This is a genomic window from Butyrivibrio sp. AD3002 (genome assembly GCF_000420905.1).
Lineage (GTDB): Bacteria > Bacillota > Clostridia > Lachnospirales > Lachnospiraceae > Butyrivibrio.
Genome location: NZ_ATVV01000007.1, coordinates 23,622 through 43,098, shown reverse-complemented (window position 1 = coordinate 43,098; position 19,477 = coordinate 23,622). Strand labels below are relative to the sequence as shown.

Sequence of the window (19,477 nt, the reverse complement as noted above, 5' to 3'; positions counted from 1 at the left end):
ATGTTAGCATCGCCAGATTTTCCATCAATCCATATCTTCTCAATTATACAAAAAACAGACTGAAATGACATTTAGCTCATCATAGGCATCCCATAGTTCCATTTTCATTTTTCCTTCCAATTGTTTTCGTTCTCATTTTTATGAGGCTTTCACAAACTGAGCGGAGTACAGCTCGTAGTAAGCGCCCTTCTTTGCCATGAGGCTCTCGTGGTCACCCCACTCCAGAATTCCGCCATCGTCGATGACAAAGATCTTGTCCGCATTCTTAATGGTTGAAAGTCTGTGGGCCACCACAAAGGAAGTCCTCTTTTTAAGAAGCTCTTCGATTCCCTGCTGAACCAGGATCTCTGTTCCGGTGTCAATGCTGGCTGTGGCCTCGTCCAGGATCAGTATCTTGGGATCCGTCAAAAGAGTTCTCGCAAAAGCCACCAGCTGTCTCTGGCCGTTGGAAAGTCCTCCGCCCCTTTCGGTTATGACGGTGTCATAGTCCTTCTCCAGCTTGCTGATGAAGTCGTGCGCGTGAACCGCCTTGCAAACTTCTATCATCTCTTCATCAGTGGCATCGGGTCTTCCGTACTTGATGTTGTCCCTGATGGTTCCCGAGAACAGGTAATTGTCCTGGGTCATGATGCCAAACTGATTTCTCAGAGACTGGATGGTAACCTTGCTGATGTCATATCCATCCACCAAAATTCTTCCCGCCTTGGTGTTGTAAAAGCGGCTAAGAAGGCTGACAATGGTTGTCTTCCCTGCACCGGTTGGACCAACAAGTGCGATGGTCTCACCCTGCCCAGCTGTAAAACTCACATCGTGGAGAATGTCCACATCGGGCTCATCAGGATAAGCAAAGGTTACATGATCAAATTCCACATTGCCCTTGATCTCAGGAAGATCAATAGCCTTTTCGCCATCCTTTACCAGAGGCTCCATGTCCATTATCTCATAAACTCGCTCTGCAGATGAGAGGTTGGTTATGAGCTTGTTGTAGTAACTGGCAAGGTTCCTAATGGGACTAAAGAACATTCCCAGATACAATACGAAGGCCGACAGAGTTCCCAGTGATTCCTGTGTCACACCGAGTTTTGTCACAGCCAGGTAATACAGAGTTGCTGTTCCAAGGCCGCCTGCAATCTCAATGGTGGGACTGTACAGGTCGGCGATGAGAACTGCGGATCTGAAGGCATGGATGACTTCGTTTACTATTCCGTTGAACTCTCTGGAGGATTCCTCCTGAGCGTTGAAACTCTGAATTACCGACACGCCCTCTATACCCTCGTGGATAAAGGCTGTCATGTTGGAGTCCTTCTTCTTCCATTTCTGCCATCTCTTGTGGGCAAGAATCTCGCAGAAGAACAGGCCCAGCATGATGATGGGAACTGCCACTGCCGCAGAAAGAGATAGGACAGGGCTCTTGATGATCATTATTGCCAGGATCACCACAAGGCTTATGGCCTCGGGAGCCAGGGTTGTAATAGTGCTGGAGAGAACTTCCTTAAGAGCATTTACGTCTCCGGTTACCCTGGCCAGAATCTTGCCTGAAGGCCTCTGATCAAAGAAATCCACTCCCAGCTCCTGAATGTGAACATAGAGCCTTCTTCTGATGTTCTTTATCATATCATTGGAAATGGTGGCCATTATGCGCCTCCATATTCTGGTGGCTACGTAGTGTATGAGAGCCATGGCTACCATAATACCTGCCATAATGAACAGGCCTTTTACATTCTTGTCTATGATCTCGTCGTTTATTACTTTTTCAATCAGCAGAGGATAGGTGGTTGAGATTGCTACTGTGATCAGTATAAGTATTGTTACCAGCGCAATCTTTCCCTTATATTCCAAAAGATTTTTAAGAAGACGCCCCAATACATCAAGCTTTAGGGTCTCCTTTAAATCCTCATCCTCTCTGGTGCTGTTTATTGCCATATAATATGCACCTCCTTATTCGCAGGCAGCCATAGCTTTGTGGTAGTCTCCATACTGAGCCTCATATGTGCTGTAATACAGACCACCTTTTCTGATGAGCTCAGAGTGGGTTCCTCTCTCGGCCACCCTTCCGTTTTCAAGTACAAGGATCTCATCGGCATCCTTCACTGAAGAAATACGGTGTCCGATGATGATCTTGCTCATATCATTCTTTTCCTGAAGCTCCTGTTGAATTGCTGCTTCAGTTTCCATATCCAGTGCGGATGTAGAATCATCCAGCACCAGAAGATCTGCCTTCTTGGCAAGAGCTCTCGCAATGGAAAGTCTCTGTTTCTGCCCTCCGGAGAGGCCGATGCCTCTTTCTCCGATGACAGCGTCATAGCTGTCGGTTATCTTCTCGACAAACTCCTGAGCGTGAGCACTCTTGATGGCTGACTTAACGGTTCTTAAGTCCATTGTGTCCTTGAATCCAAGTCTGACGTTCTCAGTGATGGTATCCGAGAAAAGAAATACATCCTGCGTTACAACCGAGGAAAAAGCTCTTACATCACTAAGGGGCATCTTCTTGATGTCTTTTCCCTCGATCTTTATGCTGCCGCTTGTGACGTCGTAGAACCTCTCAATAAGGTTTACGATGGTGCTCTTTCCGGCACCGGTGGCACCCATGATTCCAAGGGTCTTACCTTTTCCTAAGTTAAAGCTGACATCGTTCAGGATTGTCTTGCCGTCAATGTTGAAGCTCACATGATCGAAGCTGATCTCACCCGACTTGTTACCCTCCTTATGCAGCTCTTTTGCCCAAGTATCTGTGATCTCGGGCTCGGTCTTCATAACCTTGTTAATTTTTTTGTAGCCTGCAAGACCCTGAGAAACCAGGGAAAGCATCCAGCCAAGGTTTTCAATGGGCCATACTACCTGGATTGAATATGACACGAATGCAACAAGAGTTCCGTAGGTGATGCTGCCCTTGATGGCTGCGTAGCCGCCAATGGCCACCACCAGAACCTGCATAATCTTGGGGATCAGGCCGATAAGAGGATCGCTGTCCGCAAGATCGGAAGCAAACTGCTTGTTCGCATCGCCGTAGGCTTCGTTCTTTTCATCGAACTTTTTCATCTCAAGGCCCTCGGCAGAAAATGCCTTTACAGTTCTGACACCTGAGATGTTCTCTTCAACAACTTTGGTGAGATCGGCATTTCTTTCGCTGATCTCGTCGTAGTCCTTGCCGAGCTTTTTCTCAAGGTGAAGGGCCACATATGCAAGAGGAGGCATAAATGCCAGCGGGATTATGCTGAGCTTCCAGTTTAGTGTGATCATACAGATTACAACGCCTATGAAATAAACGGTTGCTTCAGTCAAAAGCATGCCCACAAATCCCGTAAGATCCCATACTGATCCGGCATCGTCCTTGACTCTTGCCATGAGCTCGCCGGTGTTGTTCTTGTCAAAATAGCCCTTGTTCAGGGAGAATATGTGCTTCATCATGTCTTTTCTAAGGCCCGATGCCACGCGGCATCCTGACATGTCGCACAGGAACTCCTTAATAAACTGGAAGAAGGCTCTTCCAAGACCTGCTGCTACGAAGAGAATAATGTCTCTCCTGAATATATCCATATTTCTGCCCACGATGACGTCGTCAACCATGGACAGGGTAACGAAAGGCAGCATTACATCAATTGCGGTGCTGCAGATCAGAGAGATTCCTCCGATCAGGTATCGCCACCAGTTTTTTATCAAATACTTTTTCATTGTTTCACCCCTATATCTACAAACGCACAGTTGTGCGCAAAACAAAAAGCGACAGGATCGGAGACCCTATCGCCTAGTTATCGCCTGCAGCACATCGCGCGCATGTGCCCAAAAATATAAAAGGCGTGGTCTCCTGAGCGGATACCACGCCAAAATAAGCCTTATAGAATTACTTGGCAAACTTCTGCGAGGTAACCACAATTACCATGTTCAGTACATCATTATGCCTAGTCTTAATCATTGCGTTTACCTCCTTTCTGAAAAAATAGTTTACAGTGTCACAAGCAACTACTACATTATGCTAATTGAAACTCTTTGTCAATACAATATTTGAAATTTACAGAATTTTCACTCCAGTTCCACCGTTCCCGGAGGCTTACTTGTAAGATCGTACATTACTCTGTTGACACCCTTGACCTCGTTGATGATACGGCTCATAACACGCTGTAATACCTCAAAAGGAATCTCTGAAGCCTCGGCTGTCATAAAGTCGATTGTCTCAACGGCGCGGAGAACTACTGCATAATCATAGGTTCTCTCATCACCCATAACTCCGACAGATCTCATATTTGAAAGAGCTGCAAAATACTGATCGGGAAGCTTTTGCATCTTGCCTTCCTTGAACGCCTCAGCAAGCTCTGTTCTGTAGATATAATCGGCATCCTGAACTATGCGAACCTTCTCGGCTGTAACCTCTCCGATTATTCGAATTCCAAGTCCCGGTCCGGGGAAAGGCTGACGGAACACAAGATACTCGGGAAGTCCAAGCTCAAGTCCAGCCTTACGAACTTCGTCCTTAAACAGTGAACGAAGAGGTTCGATAATTTCTTTAAAATCGACATAATCCGGAAGTCCGCCGACATTGTGGTGAGACTTAATCACAACGGACTCACCGCCAAGGCCTGATTCAACAACGTCGGGATAAATAGTTCCCTGAGCGAGGAAATCAACCGTTCCAATCTTCTTGGCCTCTTCCTCAAAGACTCTGATGAACTCTTCACCGATAATCTTGCGCTTTCTCTCAGGCTCTTCAACGCCTTTGAGCTTTGCATAATATCTTTCTGCCGCATTTACGCGGATAAAGTTAATATCGAAATTTCCATTAGGGCCAAATACGCCCTCGACCTCATCGCCTTCATTCTTACGAAGAAGACCGTGGTCAACGAACACGCAGGTGAGCTGCTTGCCGATAGCCTTTGCAAGAAGTGCTGCCAAAACTGATGAATCAACACCGCCCGATAAAGCAAGAAGCACCTTGCCGTCTCCAACCTTTTCTCTTATCTCTTTTACTGTATTTTCCACAAAAGAATCCATTCTCCAGGATCCTTCTGTCTTGCAGATTCCTCTTACAAAATTGTAGAGAATCTCTTTACCCTTAACTGTATGGAGAACCTCAGGATGGAACTGGATAGCATAGAGTTTTTTCTCTTCACAGGCTGCTGCAGCAACAGGGCAGTCCGCTGTATGCGCAACAATCTCAAATCCCGGTGCAGCCTTGCTGATATAGTCAAAATGGCTCATCCAGACAATGGTTTCATCCTCAATTTCTGCAAAAAGTGTATCTTTAGCACCATCTATAAAAGTATTCGTCTTACCGTATTCTCTTACAGGTGCCTTCTCAACCTTGCCTCCGAGCACATGCATCATAAGCTGGGCGCCATAGCACAATCCCAAAATCGGAATGCCAAGCTCAAACAATTCCTTAGTGTAGGTCGGTGCTCCCTCCTCATAACAGGAGTTCGGACCACCCGTCAGGATAATTCCCTTGGGATTCATCGCCTTAATCTGATCGATAGGCGTTCTGTAGGAATAGATTTCACAGTAAACGTTACACTCTCTGACACGACGGGCTACAAGCTGATTGTACTGTCCGCCGAAATCCAGGACCACTACCATTTCTTTATCCATATTTTCCTCTTTCATCATTGATGTGAAAAATTCTGTTTATCGCTTAAATTACAATAAATGCAATAGCAAAAAAAAGCAAGCCTGCAGATATATCACAAATCTATATTAGTCCGTTCAATTCCTGATACAACCTCTTCGCATAACTGTCAGTCATGCCGCATACATAGTCAGTCACAAGAAGAAGCCTCAAATAAAGCTTTTCATCCTCTGTCTTTCCCTCAGAATAAATGTGATATATCTTTTTATAATTATCCGATATGAACGACATCATCCTGGAATCTATAGGACGCAGCTTATTTCCGGTATCATAGCCTATTGCCGCGGGCACAAGTCTGTCCAGAAGATAGGTCAGAATCTGATCCGCACTCACTTCAATCTTTAATATCGGCTCCGAATTGAATGCATATTTTACGGCAATTTCTCCCAGGGCATCCACAATATGTTTCCCTTCGGTACCCTCAAGGAGTTCTGAGCCAAAGGATCCATCCATGATCTCGTTATAATGCTCAGCAAAGCTGTCCGTAGCCAGATAAATAAGCCTTCCCTGCACAGCAATGATCCAATTTTGAACCGCATATCCGCCCGGATCACTTACTCCATGCTCGATTCCCTTGCCGTATCTGTATTTCAATGTTCCGATGAGGTCTCTGTACACATGATCCGACTGATCCTCGTAGCATCTCTTCTCAAGCTCCCTTACCAGCATGTCAAAGCTGATTCTTCCCTTTTTATAAGAATCCTCTATATCAGCTGTCCTGTATGCTATATCATCAGCTGCCTCAAGAATATATGTCAGCGGATGACGTCTTCCGCCTAAGCCGCAGGAATCCTCTATGTCCTTAAAAAGCTCTCTGTCCGCATAGTAATAACCCATCTTGTGACAGCATATATCAGGGTTCTTCTTATCAACATCCAGCGATGAAACGGGATACTTTATAATGGTAGCCAAAAGAGCTTTCGTAAGGTTCATTCCGTGCTCATCAACTAAGTAATGCAGTTTACTTACCACTCGAAGCGCCTGGGTATTACCCTCGAAATTATAAAAATCGTTCTGCATCTGAGGATTCAGAATCTCGGTAAGCGGTCTCCCTTCTTCAAAACCTGTACCACTCCCAACAGTGTCTTTTGAAAAACGAAGTTTTGGCAAATTATCTTTAAACCACTCCCTTATCACGGTCTCTCCGAAGTGACCGAAAGGCGGATTCCCTATATCATGCAAAAGTCCTGCGCATTGCAAAATGTCACAGATATCCTGTTGGTAGGACGGATCAAAGCTCTCGTCCTTTATCTGCGTTAATATTTTCCTTGCTATGTTCTGTCCAAGAGATTTGCAAAAGGAGGAAACCTCCAGAGAGTGCGTAAGCCTTGTCCGCACAAAATCGGACTGATCCAGCGGAAATACCTGGGTCTTGTCCTGAAGCCTCCTGAAAGAAGCGCTTCCTATTATTCTGTGATAGTCTTTTTCAAATTCACTGCGAAGATCCTGTGACCCCTCTCGTTTTTGAATAGGGCGGATTCTGTCTCCGCAAAGAAGTTTATTCCATTCCACGTTTTACCCTCATCCGTCAGCTTCGCTGACACCTTCTCCATAGGAGAAGGCTTATTTATCCCACAAACCTACGAATTGTAAGTATTGTTCTGTAGGTTGCATTCTCGTATTTTATTCCGGTTCTGGCGGTACTTGCATGAACAATTCTTCCGCCGCCCAGATAGATTCCGACATGTCCGCCGTAATAAATTACATCCCCGGCCTGGGCATTCTGATATGAAACCTCCCGGCCATAGGTTGCCTGAGAATAGGAAGTTCTCGGGACAGTGATTCCAAATGCTTTGTAAACAGCATAAACAAATCCCGAACAGTCTGCACCGTTTGTAAGACTGGTTCCTCCCGGAACATAAGGATTGCCGACAAACTGACAGGCGTAATTTGCTATATTCTGTCCGCTTGCAGAACCGGCAGGAGCAGGTGCTGTATTTGAAGCCTGGGCTGACGGAGCTTCACTGCTTGCTGTAGATGCACTACTTTGTCCGGCATCATCGTCGTCATCATCCTCATCATCGTCGTCGGTGGCAGTATTCTTTGCGAGTTCTTCCTGCGCCTTCTTCTTTGCAGCCTCTTCTGCTTCCTTCTTCTTTCTAGCCTCTTCCACTTCCTTGGATGCGGCTTCGTCTGCTGCCTTCTTTGTCTTTTTTACTTCAGCATCCTTTGCATCAATCTTAGCCTGCAAATCCCTTATCTGCGAGGTCTGCTGTTTTAGCTGTTCGGAATATACGGCTGCGTTCTGTCTCGCCTTTGCAAGCTGCACATCAAAGTTTGCATACTGCTTCTTATATTGGTCTATAACTGTCTCAACATAAGCCTGTTCCTCTTTAAGCTCATACTGTGAGGTCTCAAGTTCAGACTTTGCTTCTTCAAGCTCCTCTCCGTATTGCTGAGCAGCCTCCTTTACCGCAACAAACTCTGACAGCTTTGTTCTGTCATAATCATAGAGTTCCTCGGCATATCCGGCTTTGTTGAGCATATCTCCGACGCTCTGCGCCTGTAACAAAAGCTCAGCATAGGAGAACTCTCCCTTTTCATACATAAACTTTATGCGCTTTTTCATGGCATCATAAAGTGTTTCTTCCTGAGACTTCGCCTCATCATATTCCTGTTGAGTCTTCTCTATCTTTACCTGAGTATCCTCAATATCGGACTGAATCAGATCTATACTTGTGAGCAGGCCTGTAAGTTCCTCATTTGCAGCATTAATGCCTTCCTGGATTTCAGCCTGCTCTCCCTGAATATTGCTGATATCCCTGTTTGCATTGTCAAGACCGCTCTGGCTTTGCTGCTGTTCTGATTCAATGGCATCCTGCTGCTTTTCCAGAGTTTTTTTCTCCTTTTCCAGCTCCTTTTGCTGCTCCTTAAGTTCCTTACTGGTCGTAGCGAAAGCGGTGCTGCCGGAGCTCAAAACAAAGACTGCCGCCATAATTGCACAAATATATTTTTTATATGCTTTAAATGTGTATTTTCTCATTTATTCCCCATAAAAAAACAAAACTCTTATTCTATTTTATTATATCAAAAAAGCCGCCTCATTTTCTTATTTTTCATAGAAAATGAAGCAGCTTGATTATTCAGATATTATGCTCGAATTACAGCTCACAGTTTCCTACTGTACGAGGGAAGGACTCAACGTCGCGGATATTGCCCATACCTGTAAGGTACATTACGCAACGTTCGAAACCAAGTCCGAATCCGGCGTGACGAACTGAACCGTAACGGCGAAGGTCAAGATAGAACTGATAATCTTCCTTCTTAAGGCCAAGTTCATCCATTCTCTTTTCAAGAGTCTCGAGATCATCCTCTCTCTGGCTTCCACCGACAATCTCACCGATTCCGGGTACAAGACAGTCAGCAGCTGCAACAGTCTTGCCATCCTCGTTAAGTTTCATATAGAAAGCCTTGATTTCCTTCGGATAATCAGTTACGAATACAGGCTTTTTGAAAATCTCCTCTGTGAGATATCTCTCATGCTCAGTCTGGAGGTCACAACCCCAATCTACCTTGTAATCAAACTTATCATTGTGCTTCTTAAGAAGCTCAACCGCCTCGGTATATGTAATTCTACCGAAATCGCTGTTTGCAACATTCTTAAGTCTTTCGATAAGTCCCTTATCTACAAATGTGTTGAAGAACTCCATCTCAGCAGGTGCATTCTCAAGTACATAGTTGATAACATACTTAAGCATAGCCTCTGCACAGTCACAATCATCCTTAAGATCTGCAAAGCACATCTCGGGCTCGATCATCCAGAACTCAGCAGCGTGACGTGTTGTGTTTGAGTTCTCTGCACGGAATGTGGGGCCAAATGTGTAAACATTCTTAAATGCAAATGCATAGGTTTCAACGTTAAGCTGTCCTGAAACAGTAAGGTTTACCGGCTTTCCGAAAAAATCCTTTGAATAATCAACTTCTCCGTCCTCAGTCTTGGGAACATTGTTCAGGTCCATTGTTGTTACCTGGAACATCTCACCTGCACCCTCACAGTCACTACCTGTGATAAGCGGTGTGTGAACATATACGAAGCCTCTCTCCTGGAAGAATGAGTGAATAGCATATGCTGCAAGTGAACGAACTCTGAAAACTGCCTCAAATGTGTTTGTTCTTGCACGAAGATGAGGAAGTGTTCTCAAATACTCAAGAGAGTGACGCTTAGGCTGAAGCGGATAATCGGGAGTTGAAGGTCCCTCGATCTCAATACCTGTTGCCTGCATCTCGAAGGGCTGCTTTGCATCAGGAGTCATTACGATCTTACCTGTAGCAATGATAGCTGCTCCTACATTGAGCTTGCTTACTTCTGCAAAGTTGCTAAGCTCATCAGAATAAACCACCTGAAGGGGTGAAAAATATGTACCGTCATTTAATACAACAAATCCGATAGTCTTAGAATCACGAATATTACGGATCCAGCCGCCAACCGTCACTTCTTTATCTGCATATTTTTCCGGAGCTGCAAAGAGCTCTCTGATATCTGTCAGTTCCATATATACCTCCGTATCTGTCCGTTATTCGGATCAATCTGCGCTTTCTGCTTCCTCTGCTGCGTCTGTCTGTGCTGCTTCATCAGTCTCTGCTGAACTGTCGGCCTCTGTCGCATCGGCTGTAGGCTCTGTAACAACTGCATTTGCTGCAAGGAACTCAATAACTTTATTTGTAAGGAGATTCTCCTTCACATTCTCAACATCAACTGTCTTCTTGTACTCATCAAGGCTGGCAACCGACTTACCTTCTTCGGCAGTAGCATTTGCATTAGCCATATCGGTATTAAGCTTCTCGTTGAGTTCGTCCTCTGTTACCTCAATACCCTCAGCCTCAGCAATTGCTCCAAGCATTATGAACTGATTTGCAAGTTCAACCGACTTATCTGCAAGATACTCTTCCTGCTCTCCTGTAAAGCCATCCTGTGACATCAGCATTGAAAGAACCTGGTCTGTTGAATAATTGGTACCGTAATTTGCTGAATAATATGATGCAACAAGATTTGCCTGATCTGTGTACAATCCCTTAAAGCGCTCAAGGGCTGCAGCAGGAGTCTCTGAAAATTTACAATTATTGGTAACAGCTTCAAGAATCTTATTATTTACTTCATTCTGATAATCTGTCTGCTTTTCCTCGAGAAGTCTGCTCTTAAGATATGCCTTAAGTTCATCAATAGTAGATACATTCTCTATTCCAAGTGAAGCTGCATAAGCATCGTCAAGATCTGGCTTAACTTTTATGCTGTTGACCTTTACCGTGAAAATAACATCTGCACCGGCAAGCTCGGCAGCGCCGTAATTCTCAGGGAAAGTAAGATTCAAATCTCTTGTCTCACCAATCTGTGCTCCGATAAGACCGTCCTCAAAACCATCAATAAAAGAATGTGAGCCTATTGTAAGATCATATCCTTCAGCAGTACCACCATCGAATACCTCGCCGGTATCTGCTCTTTTACCGGAATAATCGATATTGACTGTATCACCCTCCTGAACTGCTCTGTCTGTTACCTCAACAGTAGCCTTCATGGAAGAGCTTATATACTGCATGTACTGCTCAACCTCTTCGTCTGTAACTTCAGGGGATGCAACTTCTATGGACAATCCCTTGTACTCTCCAAGCTTTACATAATCTGTAAGTTTAATATCCTTAAGGTATGCAGCATCGGCGTTTTTGCCTGCCTTGGCACATCCTGTAAGTGCTCCCGCAGCAATTACCGCAGCCATCATAACTGACACTATTTTTTTCATATAACATTTACTCCTTGAAAACAAAAATCAAACTTTTTTAATACTAGCACAGTTTCTACTTATGTTAAAGTATTTTGTTGCCTGTAACCGCATTCAATGATAAAATACTTTTTGCGCGATGTTTTTCGCTAGTCGCAACAATCAGTTTTTTGTATAGTTTGGAGGAATGTTTTGAATCCGGTATTAATCGTATTATTAGTAATTATTGCAGTTCTTATTATAGGTCTTGTTGTACTGACCATTCTCGGTAAGAAAGCCCAGAAGCGTCAGGAAGAGCAGCAGGCACAGATGGAGGCTATGAAGCAGAGCATTTCCATGCTCGTCATTGATAAAAAGCGTATGAAGATCAATGAGGCAGGTCTTCCTTCTGCTGTTTTGGAGAACACTCCCAAGCTTCTTCGTCGTTCCAAGCTTCCGATCCTTAAGGTTAAGGTTGGTCCCCAGATCATGAATCTTGTCTGCGATGAAAAGATCTTTGATTCTGTACCTGTTAAAAAGGAAGTTAAGGCTGATGTGAGCGGAATCTATGTTATAGGTGTTAAGGGTATCCGCGGCGGTGTTGCTCATAAGGAAGAGAAAAAGGGATTCTGGAAGGATCTCATTTCCAGAGCTCAGGAGAAGGCCGGCGCAAAGCCCCTTAAGTAATCCGATACTTTAATAAAATACTACAAAATAAGGACTGTGGCATATGCTCACAGTCCTTTTCATTATTCAATATTTAATTTGTAAAAATCATGCTTCAATTTCACCGGTCTCAGCAGTTGTTTCATTATTCTTTTCAGCCATTTCGTCAAATCCCTTCATGACTGCATCGTAGGTCTGCTTTGAAATATCCGGCAGTTCTTTGCCCCAGGCCTTGGTTGCTTCCTTAAATCCCTTTTCAAATGCTGAGCGCATCTTTTCGATCTGACTGGGATCTCCGCCTGTAAGAGCATTTGCAAAATCGAGAATACGCTGTGAGGTCTGCTTTACGCCCCAATAACCATCCTCAGATATCTCTTCCTGCGCTTTCTTCTTTGCAAGTTCATCAACCGTATAGTCGCCGCTTGCAAGGAAAGACCAGATATCATCGGCTTTTCCGATGGCGTTTCCCTGTTTGGAAATCATCTGGGATACAATATCCTTCAGCTGATTGGTTCTTTCCTCCAGGTCGCTCTTTAGCATATTGACAACTGCTTCGTTCTTTGTGTAAGTCTTATTGGTTGTAGGTGCTGCCACACTATCCGACTTCTCATAAACCGCAGCTTTTCCGGTATCTTTTGCTTCAGCGGTTTTCGCTGTTTTATCCTCAGATGTTGATTCTGCTACCTTTGCGGTCGTCGTCGGCTCGTAATACGTGGTTTGGTCTACACCCGTAACTCCGTTTACGCCCATATGAACTCCTTTTCTACGCCAAATGATCTGACGCCGATACGACTGGTATGCCAAGGCATACTTACAGTATTACTCATCTTATTTATCGACTCTTTTCAATTTAACCTTAAGTATTTTTTTAGCTATTTTCAATTAAATAATTATAAAATTTGTACTATTACCATATACTTCTCCGCAAAATGTAAACTATTTATAAAGTATGGTATGATACTTACAGTTTGATGATTGAAGGAGGATATTCTATTGATCACAAGAAAAGCATACGCGAAAATAAATTTAGGCCTTGACGTAATCGGAAGACGTGATGACGGCTACCATCTCGTGCGAATGATCATGCAGAGCATTGACCTGTCAGACGATCTTTCTTTTGAAAAAAGAGACGATAATAAAATAGTAATAGAGACATCGGATCCCAGAATTCCCACGGACGAACATAACCTGATCTATAAGGCTGCTGATCAACTTCGTTCTCACTGTAATGCCACAGACCTGGGTGTAACTATCCGCCTTGAGAAGCACATACCCATGGCTGCCGGAATGGCCGGTGGAAGCACCGATGCTGCTGCGACATACATTGCACTTAACGAACTCTGGAATCTCGGTCTTAATACCGAGGAGTTATGTGACCTTGCAGTAAAAAAAGGTGCGGACATTCCCTACTGCATAAAGGGTGGTACCGCCCTTTCGGAAGGAATAGGAGAAGAACTTACAGCTCTCCCCGACATGCCCTCCTGTCATATTGTAATTGCAAAGCCACTTCTTGATGTATCAACCGCTTGGGCTTACACGACTCTTGATTCGGCACCCATTGCAGAGCATCCGGACATTGACGGAATAAAATCCGCCATAGAAGAGGGCGACCTTACCGGAATAACTGATCGCCTCGGCAATGTTTTAGAGCCTATTACATCCGGAAAATATCCTGTTATAGAGGAAATAAGGCAGATTCTTCTGGCAAACGGCGCGAAAGGCGCACGCATGAGCGGAAGCGGCCCTACAGTATTCGGTATTTTTGAGAATAAGGATCTTGTCAGCGCAAATAACGCCATAAAGGAACTCCAAGGCAGAGGTATTGCCCCTGAGCTTTTCCTGACAAAGCCCATTAGCTCAAATTTATAAGTCCATTACAATTATATTTTTATAAAACGGAGTATGAATGAACGGAACACTTAAAATCGTCGGCTCCCACGATCACGGCGACGGAACTCCCGAAATAATAAAGCAGGAGTTCCCGGCAAGCTGCGACCAGCAGGGAACCACCTACATAATCACATATACGGAAGATATGTCAGATACTCCCGGAGAGGCACCTGCAGTTACTTCCCACAGGCTTGAGATCGGTGAGGGCTTTCTTCGCATGGTTCAGACCGGTGCTTTGGATTCGGAGCTGTATTTTTCACTGGGAAAAACCTGGGACACCGACTATAAGACTCCCTACGGCCTGATGAAAATGACTGCCATAACAAGGCATCTCATGATTGAAGAAAATCCAAAAAAAATCACCGCCCATGTACAGTATGAACTGCAGCTGGACGGCGATAAAATCTCGGATTCAAAGGTAAGGATATCCTTTACTCCGGATAATATGTAATTATTTAAACTCTACCGGCGTGGTGAATACTTATTTCACTGCGCCGATTATTTCATTAATATCCGATATATTCTGCTCTTCCATATATCTCTCAATACCTTCTATCACATTTATCGTGGTATAAGGATCATGGAAATTCATAGCTCCTACTGCTACCCCAGATGCTCCTGCAAGCATGAATTCGATGGCATCCTCTGCTGTCGCTATACCACCCATTCCGATAACCGGGATTTTTACCGCATGTGAAGCCTCATATACCATGCGAACAGCAACCGGCTTTATGGCAGGCCCCGACAAACCGCCGGTTTTATTTGCTATGGCAAAGGTTTTCCTGTAAATATCAATCTTCATTCCGGTAATTGTATTTATTAGTGAAATAGCATCCGACCCTGCTGCCTCTGCAGCCTTAGCCATCTCTGAAATGCTTGTGACATTCGGGCTGAGCTTCATTATGATCGGCTGTTTTGCATGCTTTTTGATTTCTTTTGTGATTTCAAATAAAGCATCCGGATTCTGCCCGAAAGCTATTCCGCCCTCCTTAACATTGGGGCAGGATACGTTGATTTCAAGCATATGAACCGAATCCTGATCTGAAAGCCTCTCGACAACGTCCACATAGTCCTGCGTACTCTTCCCACACACATTGACAATAACTTTAGTATCAAAGTCCTTAAGAAAAGGCAGATCTCTCTCTATCATTACATCCACTCCGGGATTCTGAAGTCCAATGGCATTTAGCATTCCGCCATATACTTCCGCCACTCTCGGTGTTGGATTTCCCGGCCACGGCACATTGGCAACACCTTTTGTAACAACGGCGCCAAGTCTGTTCAGATCTACAAATTCCGAGTACTCCATGCCGGATCCAAAGGTACCGGATGCGGTCATTACGGGATTCTTAAAAGTAACTCCTGCAATTGTAACTGCTGTATTCATTCTAATCTCACCTCGTAAAAATTTTTACATTTTAAAGTTCAAGATCATCTGCATCAAACACCGGTCCATCCGTACATATTCGTGCGTTGTTTACATGTGAATGCTCATCTGTATTCTTCGTCTTGCATATACATCCAAGACAAGCGCCTACTCCGCAGGCCATACGCTCCTCCAGGCTTATATAAGCTTTTGCACCTATTTCCGCAGCATAAGCTGCCACTCCCCTAAGCATGGGCATAGGGCCGCAGGCATAGATAATATCTGCCTGAACCTTATTCTCTCTGCAGGCGTCTATGACATTACCTTTAGTCCCTACGCTTCCGTCCTCGGTGGCAATAAGGAGATTTCCGTACTTTTTAAATTCGTCCGCAAGAAAATTGTCCGAATTCCTGTAGCCCATTACCATAGTAACCGACCCGGCTTTTACTCCCTCATTCCCTTCATGAAGGGCTTTTGAAAGACCAAGGAGCGGCGGAACACCGATTCCTCCGCCTATGATAAGAACCCGCTTTCCTTCTGCCTTATCAAGCGGAAAGCCATTTCCCAGAATCCCAAGAATACTTATGCTTTCTCCCGGCTGATAGAGTGCAAATTCTGCAGTGCCGCTTCCTGCTATTCTGTATACTATTCTGAGTTTTCCGTTTTCCCTGTCATACTCACAGATACTTATGGGCCTTGGAAGAAGAGTGGACTTATTCTTTGGATAAATCCCGACAAACTGGCCCGGATTTGCATCCTCCGCCAGGCTTGTTTCAATAGTGATATCCATTATTCCGTCCGCAAGCACCCTCTGTTCCAGCACTACCGCGTCTATTTTTTTCTTTTTAGACATTTCTTTCCTCCGTATATTAAGCGTATACTTATGAATTTGAATTTATGTCGTACACCCTGCCTCCGCATATGGTGTAATATATTTTTCCAGGAAGTTCCTGACCGATAAACGGAGAATTTGAAGCTTTTGAAGCAAATTTCTCCCCAACCTTACGGGTCTCATTCTCAGAAAAAATGACCAGATCAGCCGGGCCGCCTTCAAAGATCCTGCCCACGGCTCCAAGTTCATAAATATTGGCAACCTGATAGGTCATTCTGGATAGCAGCGTCATAAGATCCAGATGTCCCTTTTGTACCAGTTCTCTTATGCCAAGCCCCAGCGATGTCTCAAGACCTATTATTCCGCTTGGCGCTTTTGAAAATTCCGCCGCCTTTTCCTCGGCAGTATGCGGAGCATGATCTGTTGCTATCGTCTCAATCGTTCCGTCTGCCAGCCCTTCTATAATAGCAAGCCTGTCCTCCTCTTTTCTGAGGGGCGGATTCATTTTAGCCATGGTTCCCCATTCTCTTACCGCGTCATCTGTTAATGTGAAATGATGGGGCGTAGCCTCAGCATGGATTCTCGGATTGGTTTTTCTTGCTTCCCTCACCATATCCACGGCTTCCTTCGTGCTTATATGCTGGATTGTAATATGTGCTCCGGTCTCACCTGCTATTTCTATATCCCTTTTTACCATGGATATCTCTGCTTCTCTGGGTGAACCCTTAAGTCCCTGAAGCTCGGCAGCTTCTCCCGCATTTATTCCGTTGTCGGTTATAAACTCCGGATTCTCCTCGTGAAGGCTGAGCACTTTTCCGAGTCTTGCAGATTCAAGGCAGGCCTTTCGCATGATGTTTTCATCAGTTATCGGCTTCCCGTCATCGGTAAACAGTACTGCGCCTTCCTTAAGAAGACCTTCCATATCCGTCAGCTCATTACCGTTCATCCCCATTGTAATATTTGCGCAGGTGAAGACGCGTATACCTGTCTCCATCCCCTTTTCAAGAGCATATCTTATAGTCTCGGGGTTATCCATGTGCGGCTCAGTGTTACCCATCATTACAACAGAGGTAAATCCGCCGTGTTTTGCTGCTTCCGCACCGGTATGAATATCCTCCTTCTTTGTAAAACCGGGATCCCTGAAATGGACGTGCGCATCCACAAGGCCGGGTGCAACTATCATTCCTCCGGCATCTATTTCACACAGCTGTCCCTGAGGATCGCTATCGGCATAATATGCCATGGCTTCAGCAGCCATATCATCCAGAGTTCCGCAAAACCCTATCTTGGCTATTCTGCCCTCATGAATAAGAATATCTCTGTATCCGTCTGTTTTACTTGCAGGATCCATAAGCCTGCCATTTTTAATAAGAATCATGTTATTTCCTTTATTATGATATAATATCTATACTATACACTAATCGGAGAGTTTTTATGATACGTTTTATTTTAGTTCTGTTGTTTTTAATTATCTTTTTTCTCTGCAGCATTGTCATGCACCTGGTGCTGTGGATTGTCGGCAAATTCAATCTGAATGCCAAGAAGGTCGCATCCCTTCGCATAGTAAGCTGGGCATTTAGATGTGTCGCATTTCTTTCAGGCGCCAAGCTTACCGTGATAGGAGAAGAGAATGTCCCGAAGGATACAGCGGTTTTATATGTAGGAAACCACAGAAGCTATTACGATATAGTTCTAAGCTATTCCAGAGTTCCGCGAATTACAGGTTATATAGCCAAAAAAGAAATATTAAAAGTTCCGATTCTCTCGCAGTGGATGAGAAATATGGACTGTCTCTTCCTTGACAGAGACGACATAAGACAGGGCCTTCAGGTAATTCTTTCTGCAATTGATAAGGTGAAAAACGGCATATCAATAACGATTTATCCCGAAGGCACCAGAAACGGCACCGACGAGATGCTCCCCTTCCACAAGGGAAGCTTTAAGATCGCTCAGAAAACCGGATGCCCCATAGTTCCTATGACAATCAACAACTCAAATGCGATCTTTGAAGACCACATTCCTTTTTTAAGAAAGTCGCATGTCGTTCTGGAATATGGTGAGCCCATCTATCTGGATAAGCTCGATCCCAATGATAAAAAGAACATCGAGACCTACTGCTACAACATAATTAAACAAACATATGAAAAAAATAAGGCGCTTGTATAAAGCGTCTTATCTTTTTTTATTCATTATGAGGTTTTGCTTCCCTTGGAACCGCCGCCAAGCTTAACACCCTCAAGAACATTCGTCTCAAAGGAGAATACAAGCTTGTGATTCTCTCTATCCTGTTTGATCGCTATGTCGATCATGTCGTCAAGAAGCTGGGAATACTTCTTGCCAAGAGGCTCCCAAAGATAAAATGATAATGATCCCGGGATAGTATTTATCTCATTGAGATAGATTTTTCCTGTCTCTTCGTCAAGCATAAAGTCTATTCTGGAAACTCCGCTGCATCCAAGGCACTTAAATGCATCAACTGCCATCTTGCGAACTTCACTTCTCTGTTCATTGGTAATCTCAGCGGGGATCTTTCTCTTAAGGCTGGCCATTCCCTTGGAACCGCCACTCTTTGCTCCGCCGCTCTTTGCGCCTTTTGCTCCTGAGCCACCGATATATTTATCCTCAAATGAAAGAATCTCGTCTGAGTTTACAGGCTCCTCACACTCTGAAGCCTCTGCCTCCTCGTAGTCACCGAGAACTGAACAGTTTATCTCCTTAAGCTTCACTATTGCGGGCTCAACAAGAATCTTCTTTGAAAACTCAAAAGCCAGCTCCAGTGCTTCTGTAAGCTCTTCTCTGTTGCTCGCTTTGGAAATACCGATACTTGATCCAAGGTTAATGGGCTTTACAATAACGGGATACTTGAATACACCCTCAATCCTGTTCATAAGGGCATCGGGATCCTCATAGTCAGTCCATGTATAGCATTTACAATCAAGAACAGATATACCGTTGTCCTTAAGAACGGTTTTCATAACGTACTTATTCATGCCGACAGCGGATGAAAGAACATCACATCCTACAACCGGCAGACCAAGTGTCTGCAAAAATCCGGTAAGAACGCCATCCTCAACATTGGTTCCGTGCACAATGGGGAACGCGATATCAACACTTGTAATAACGTTGTTACCAAACTTCTTCATGGGGTAACGGACAAGATTGATCTTATTGCCATCCTTAATCCAAACTACCCTTGTGCTCTTCTTCAAAAGCTCCGGAATATGTGTATATTCCTCGATCTTATCAATATCCTCACCAATATAAAAATCGTTCTCTTTTGTCATATAAACAGGCACAATATCATACTTATCCCTGTTCATATAGCCTATAGCCTGGATTGCAGAGATGATTGAAATCTCATGCTCCGTACTTTTTCCTCCAAAGAGAACTGCCAGCTTTAATTTCAAAATTAA

General features: G+C 44.3%; 16 protein-coding genes. 4 read left to right on the top strand and 12 right to left on the bottom strand.

Going from position 1 to position 19,477, the window contains the following annotated elements:
• Positions 1-138: 138 nt before the first annotated feature.
• The 7 genes from G596_RS0106720 to tig all read right to left on the bottom strand — a co-directional run bounded on the left by G596_RS0106720 (position 139) and on the right by tig (position 11,352).
• Positions 139-1,923, bottom strand: coding sequence for an ABC transporter ATP-binding protein (locus G596_RS0106720; RefSeq protein WP_022761073.1), 1,785 nt, complete (start codon positions 1,921-1,923; stop codon positions 139-141).
• 15 nt (positions 1,924-1,938) lie between these two features.
• Positions 1,939-3,672, bottom strand: coding sequence for an ABC transporter ATP-binding protein (locus tag G596_RS0106715; protein ID WP_022761072.1), 1,734 nt, complete (start codon positions 3,670-3,672; stop codon positions 1,939-1,941).
• Between the two features lie 348 nt (positions 3,673-4,020).
• Positions 4,021-5,580 carry a glutamine-hydrolyzing GMP synthase gene (gene guaA, locus G596_RS0106710; RefSeq protein ID WP_022761071.1) on the bottom strand — a complete coding sequence of 520 codons (1,560 nt, stop codon included), beginning with the start codon at positions 5,578-5,580 and terminating at the stop codon, positions 4,021-4,023.
• Between the two features lie 100 nt (positions 5,581-5,680).
• The gene (locus G596_RS0106705) at positions 5,681-7,129 is read right to left on the bottom strand and encodes a deoxyguanosinetriphosphate triphosphohydrolase (protein ID WP_022761070.1); all 1,449 of its coding nucleotides are present in this window, start codon (positions 7,127-7,129) and stop codon (positions 5,681-5,683) included.
• A 55-nt stretch (positions 7,130-7,184) separates the two neighbouring features.
• On the bottom strand, positions 7,185-8,600 hold the full coding sequence (locus G596_RS0106700; protein WP_022761069.1) for a C40 family peptidase: 1,416 nt from the start codon (positions 8,598-8,600) through the stop codon (positions 7,185-7,187).
• A 118-nt stretch (positions 8,601-8,718) separates the two neighbouring features.
• Positions 8,719-10,110 (bottom strand): asparagine--tRNA ligase, encoded by a 1,392-nt coding sequence (asnS, locus tag G596_RS0106695; RefSeq protein ID WP_022761068.1) that lies wholly within the window; start codon positions 10,108-10,110, stop codon positions 8,719-8,721.
• 30 nt (positions 10,111-10,140) lie between these two features.
• Positions 10,141-11,352, bottom strand: a complete 1,212-nt coding sequence (gene tig, locus G596_RS0106690; RefSeq protein WP_022761067.1) for a trigger factor — start codon at positions 11,350-11,352, stop codon at positions 10,141-10,143.
• A 171-nt stretch (positions 11,353-11,523) separates the two neighbouring features.
• Here tig and G596_RS0106685 point away from each other — a divergent pair, with 171 nt between their 5' ends.
• Positions 11,524-11,997: a hypothetical protein gene (locus tag G596_RS0106685; RefSeq protein WP_022761066.1), complete on the top strand. Its 474-nt coding sequence runs from the start codon at positions 11,524-11,526 to the stop codon at positions 11,995-11,997.
• 87 nt (positions 11,998-12,084) lie between these two features.
• On the opposite strand, the gene G596_RS0106680 is transcribed toward G596_RS0106685, so the two are convergent.
• Positions 12,085-12,726, bottom strand: coding sequence for a hypothetical protein (locus G596_RS0106680; protein ID WP_022761065.1), 642 nt, complete (start codon positions 12,724-12,726; stop codon positions 12,085-12,087).
• Between the two features lie 243 nt (positions 12,727-12,969).
• Between G596_RS0106680 and ispE the strand changes: the two genes are divergently transcribed.
• Together ispE and G596_RS0106670 are read left to right on the top strand one after the other, a co-directional pair.
• A complete protein-coding gene (gene ispE / locus G596_RS0106675; RefSeq protein ID WP_330361222.1) occupies positions 12,970-13,845 on the top strand; it encodes a 4-(cytidine 5'-diphospho)-2-C-methyl-D-erythritol kinase in 876 nt (291 codons plus the stop codon).
• 37 nt (positions 13,846-13,882) lie between these two features.
• Positions 13,883-14,317, top strand: coding sequence for a DUF1934 domain-containing protein (locus tag G596_RS0106670; RefSeq protein WP_022761063.1), 435 nt, complete (start codon positions 13,883-13,885; stop codon positions 14,315-14,317).
• A gap of 30 nt (positions 14,318-14,347) precedes the next feature.
• On the opposite strand, the gene G596_RS0106665 is transcribed toward G596_RS0106670, so the two are convergent.
• The 3 genes from G596_RS0106665 to G596_RS0106655 are packed head-to-tail and all read right to left on the bottom strand — an operon-like array spanning position 14,348 to position 17,442.
• Positions 14,348-15,253: a dihydroorotate dehydrogenase gene (locus G596_RS0106665; RefSeq protein ID WP_022761062.1), complete on the bottom strand. Its 906-nt coding sequence runs from the start codon at positions 15,251-15,253 to the stop codon at positions 14,348-14,350.
• A 31-nt stretch (positions 15,254-15,284) separates the two neighbouring features.
• Positions 15,285-16,085, bottom strand: coding sequence for a dihydroorotate dehydrogenase electron transfer subunit (locus tag G596_RS0106660; protein ID WP_022761061.1), 801 nt, complete (start codon positions 16,083-16,085; stop codon positions 15,285-15,287).
• 28 nt (positions 16,086-16,113) lie between these two features.
• Positions 16,114-17,442 (bottom strand): dihydroorotase, encoded by a 1,329-nt coding sequence (locus G596_RS0106655; protein WP_022761060.1) that lies wholly within the window; start codon positions 17,440-17,442, stop codon positions 16,114-16,116.
• Between the two features lie 56 nt (positions 17,443-17,498).
• Here G596_RS0106655 and G596_RS0106650 point away from each other — a divergent pair, with 56 nt between their 5' ends.
• A complete protein-coding gene (locus G596_RS0106650; RefSeq protein ID WP_022761059.1) occupies positions 17,499-18,230 on the top strand; it encodes a lysophospholipid acyltransferase family protein in 732 nt (243 codons plus the stop codon).
• Between the two features lie 23 nt (positions 18,231-18,253).
• Here G596_RS0106650 and G596_RS0106645 read toward each other — a convergent pair whose 3' ends face one another.
• Entirely contained in the window at positions 18,254-19,471 is a 1,218-nt protein-coding gene (locus tag G596_RS0106645) for a D-alanine--D-alanine ligase family protein (protein WP_022761058.1), read from the bottom strand.
• Positions 19,472-19,477: the final 6 nt, after the last annotated feature.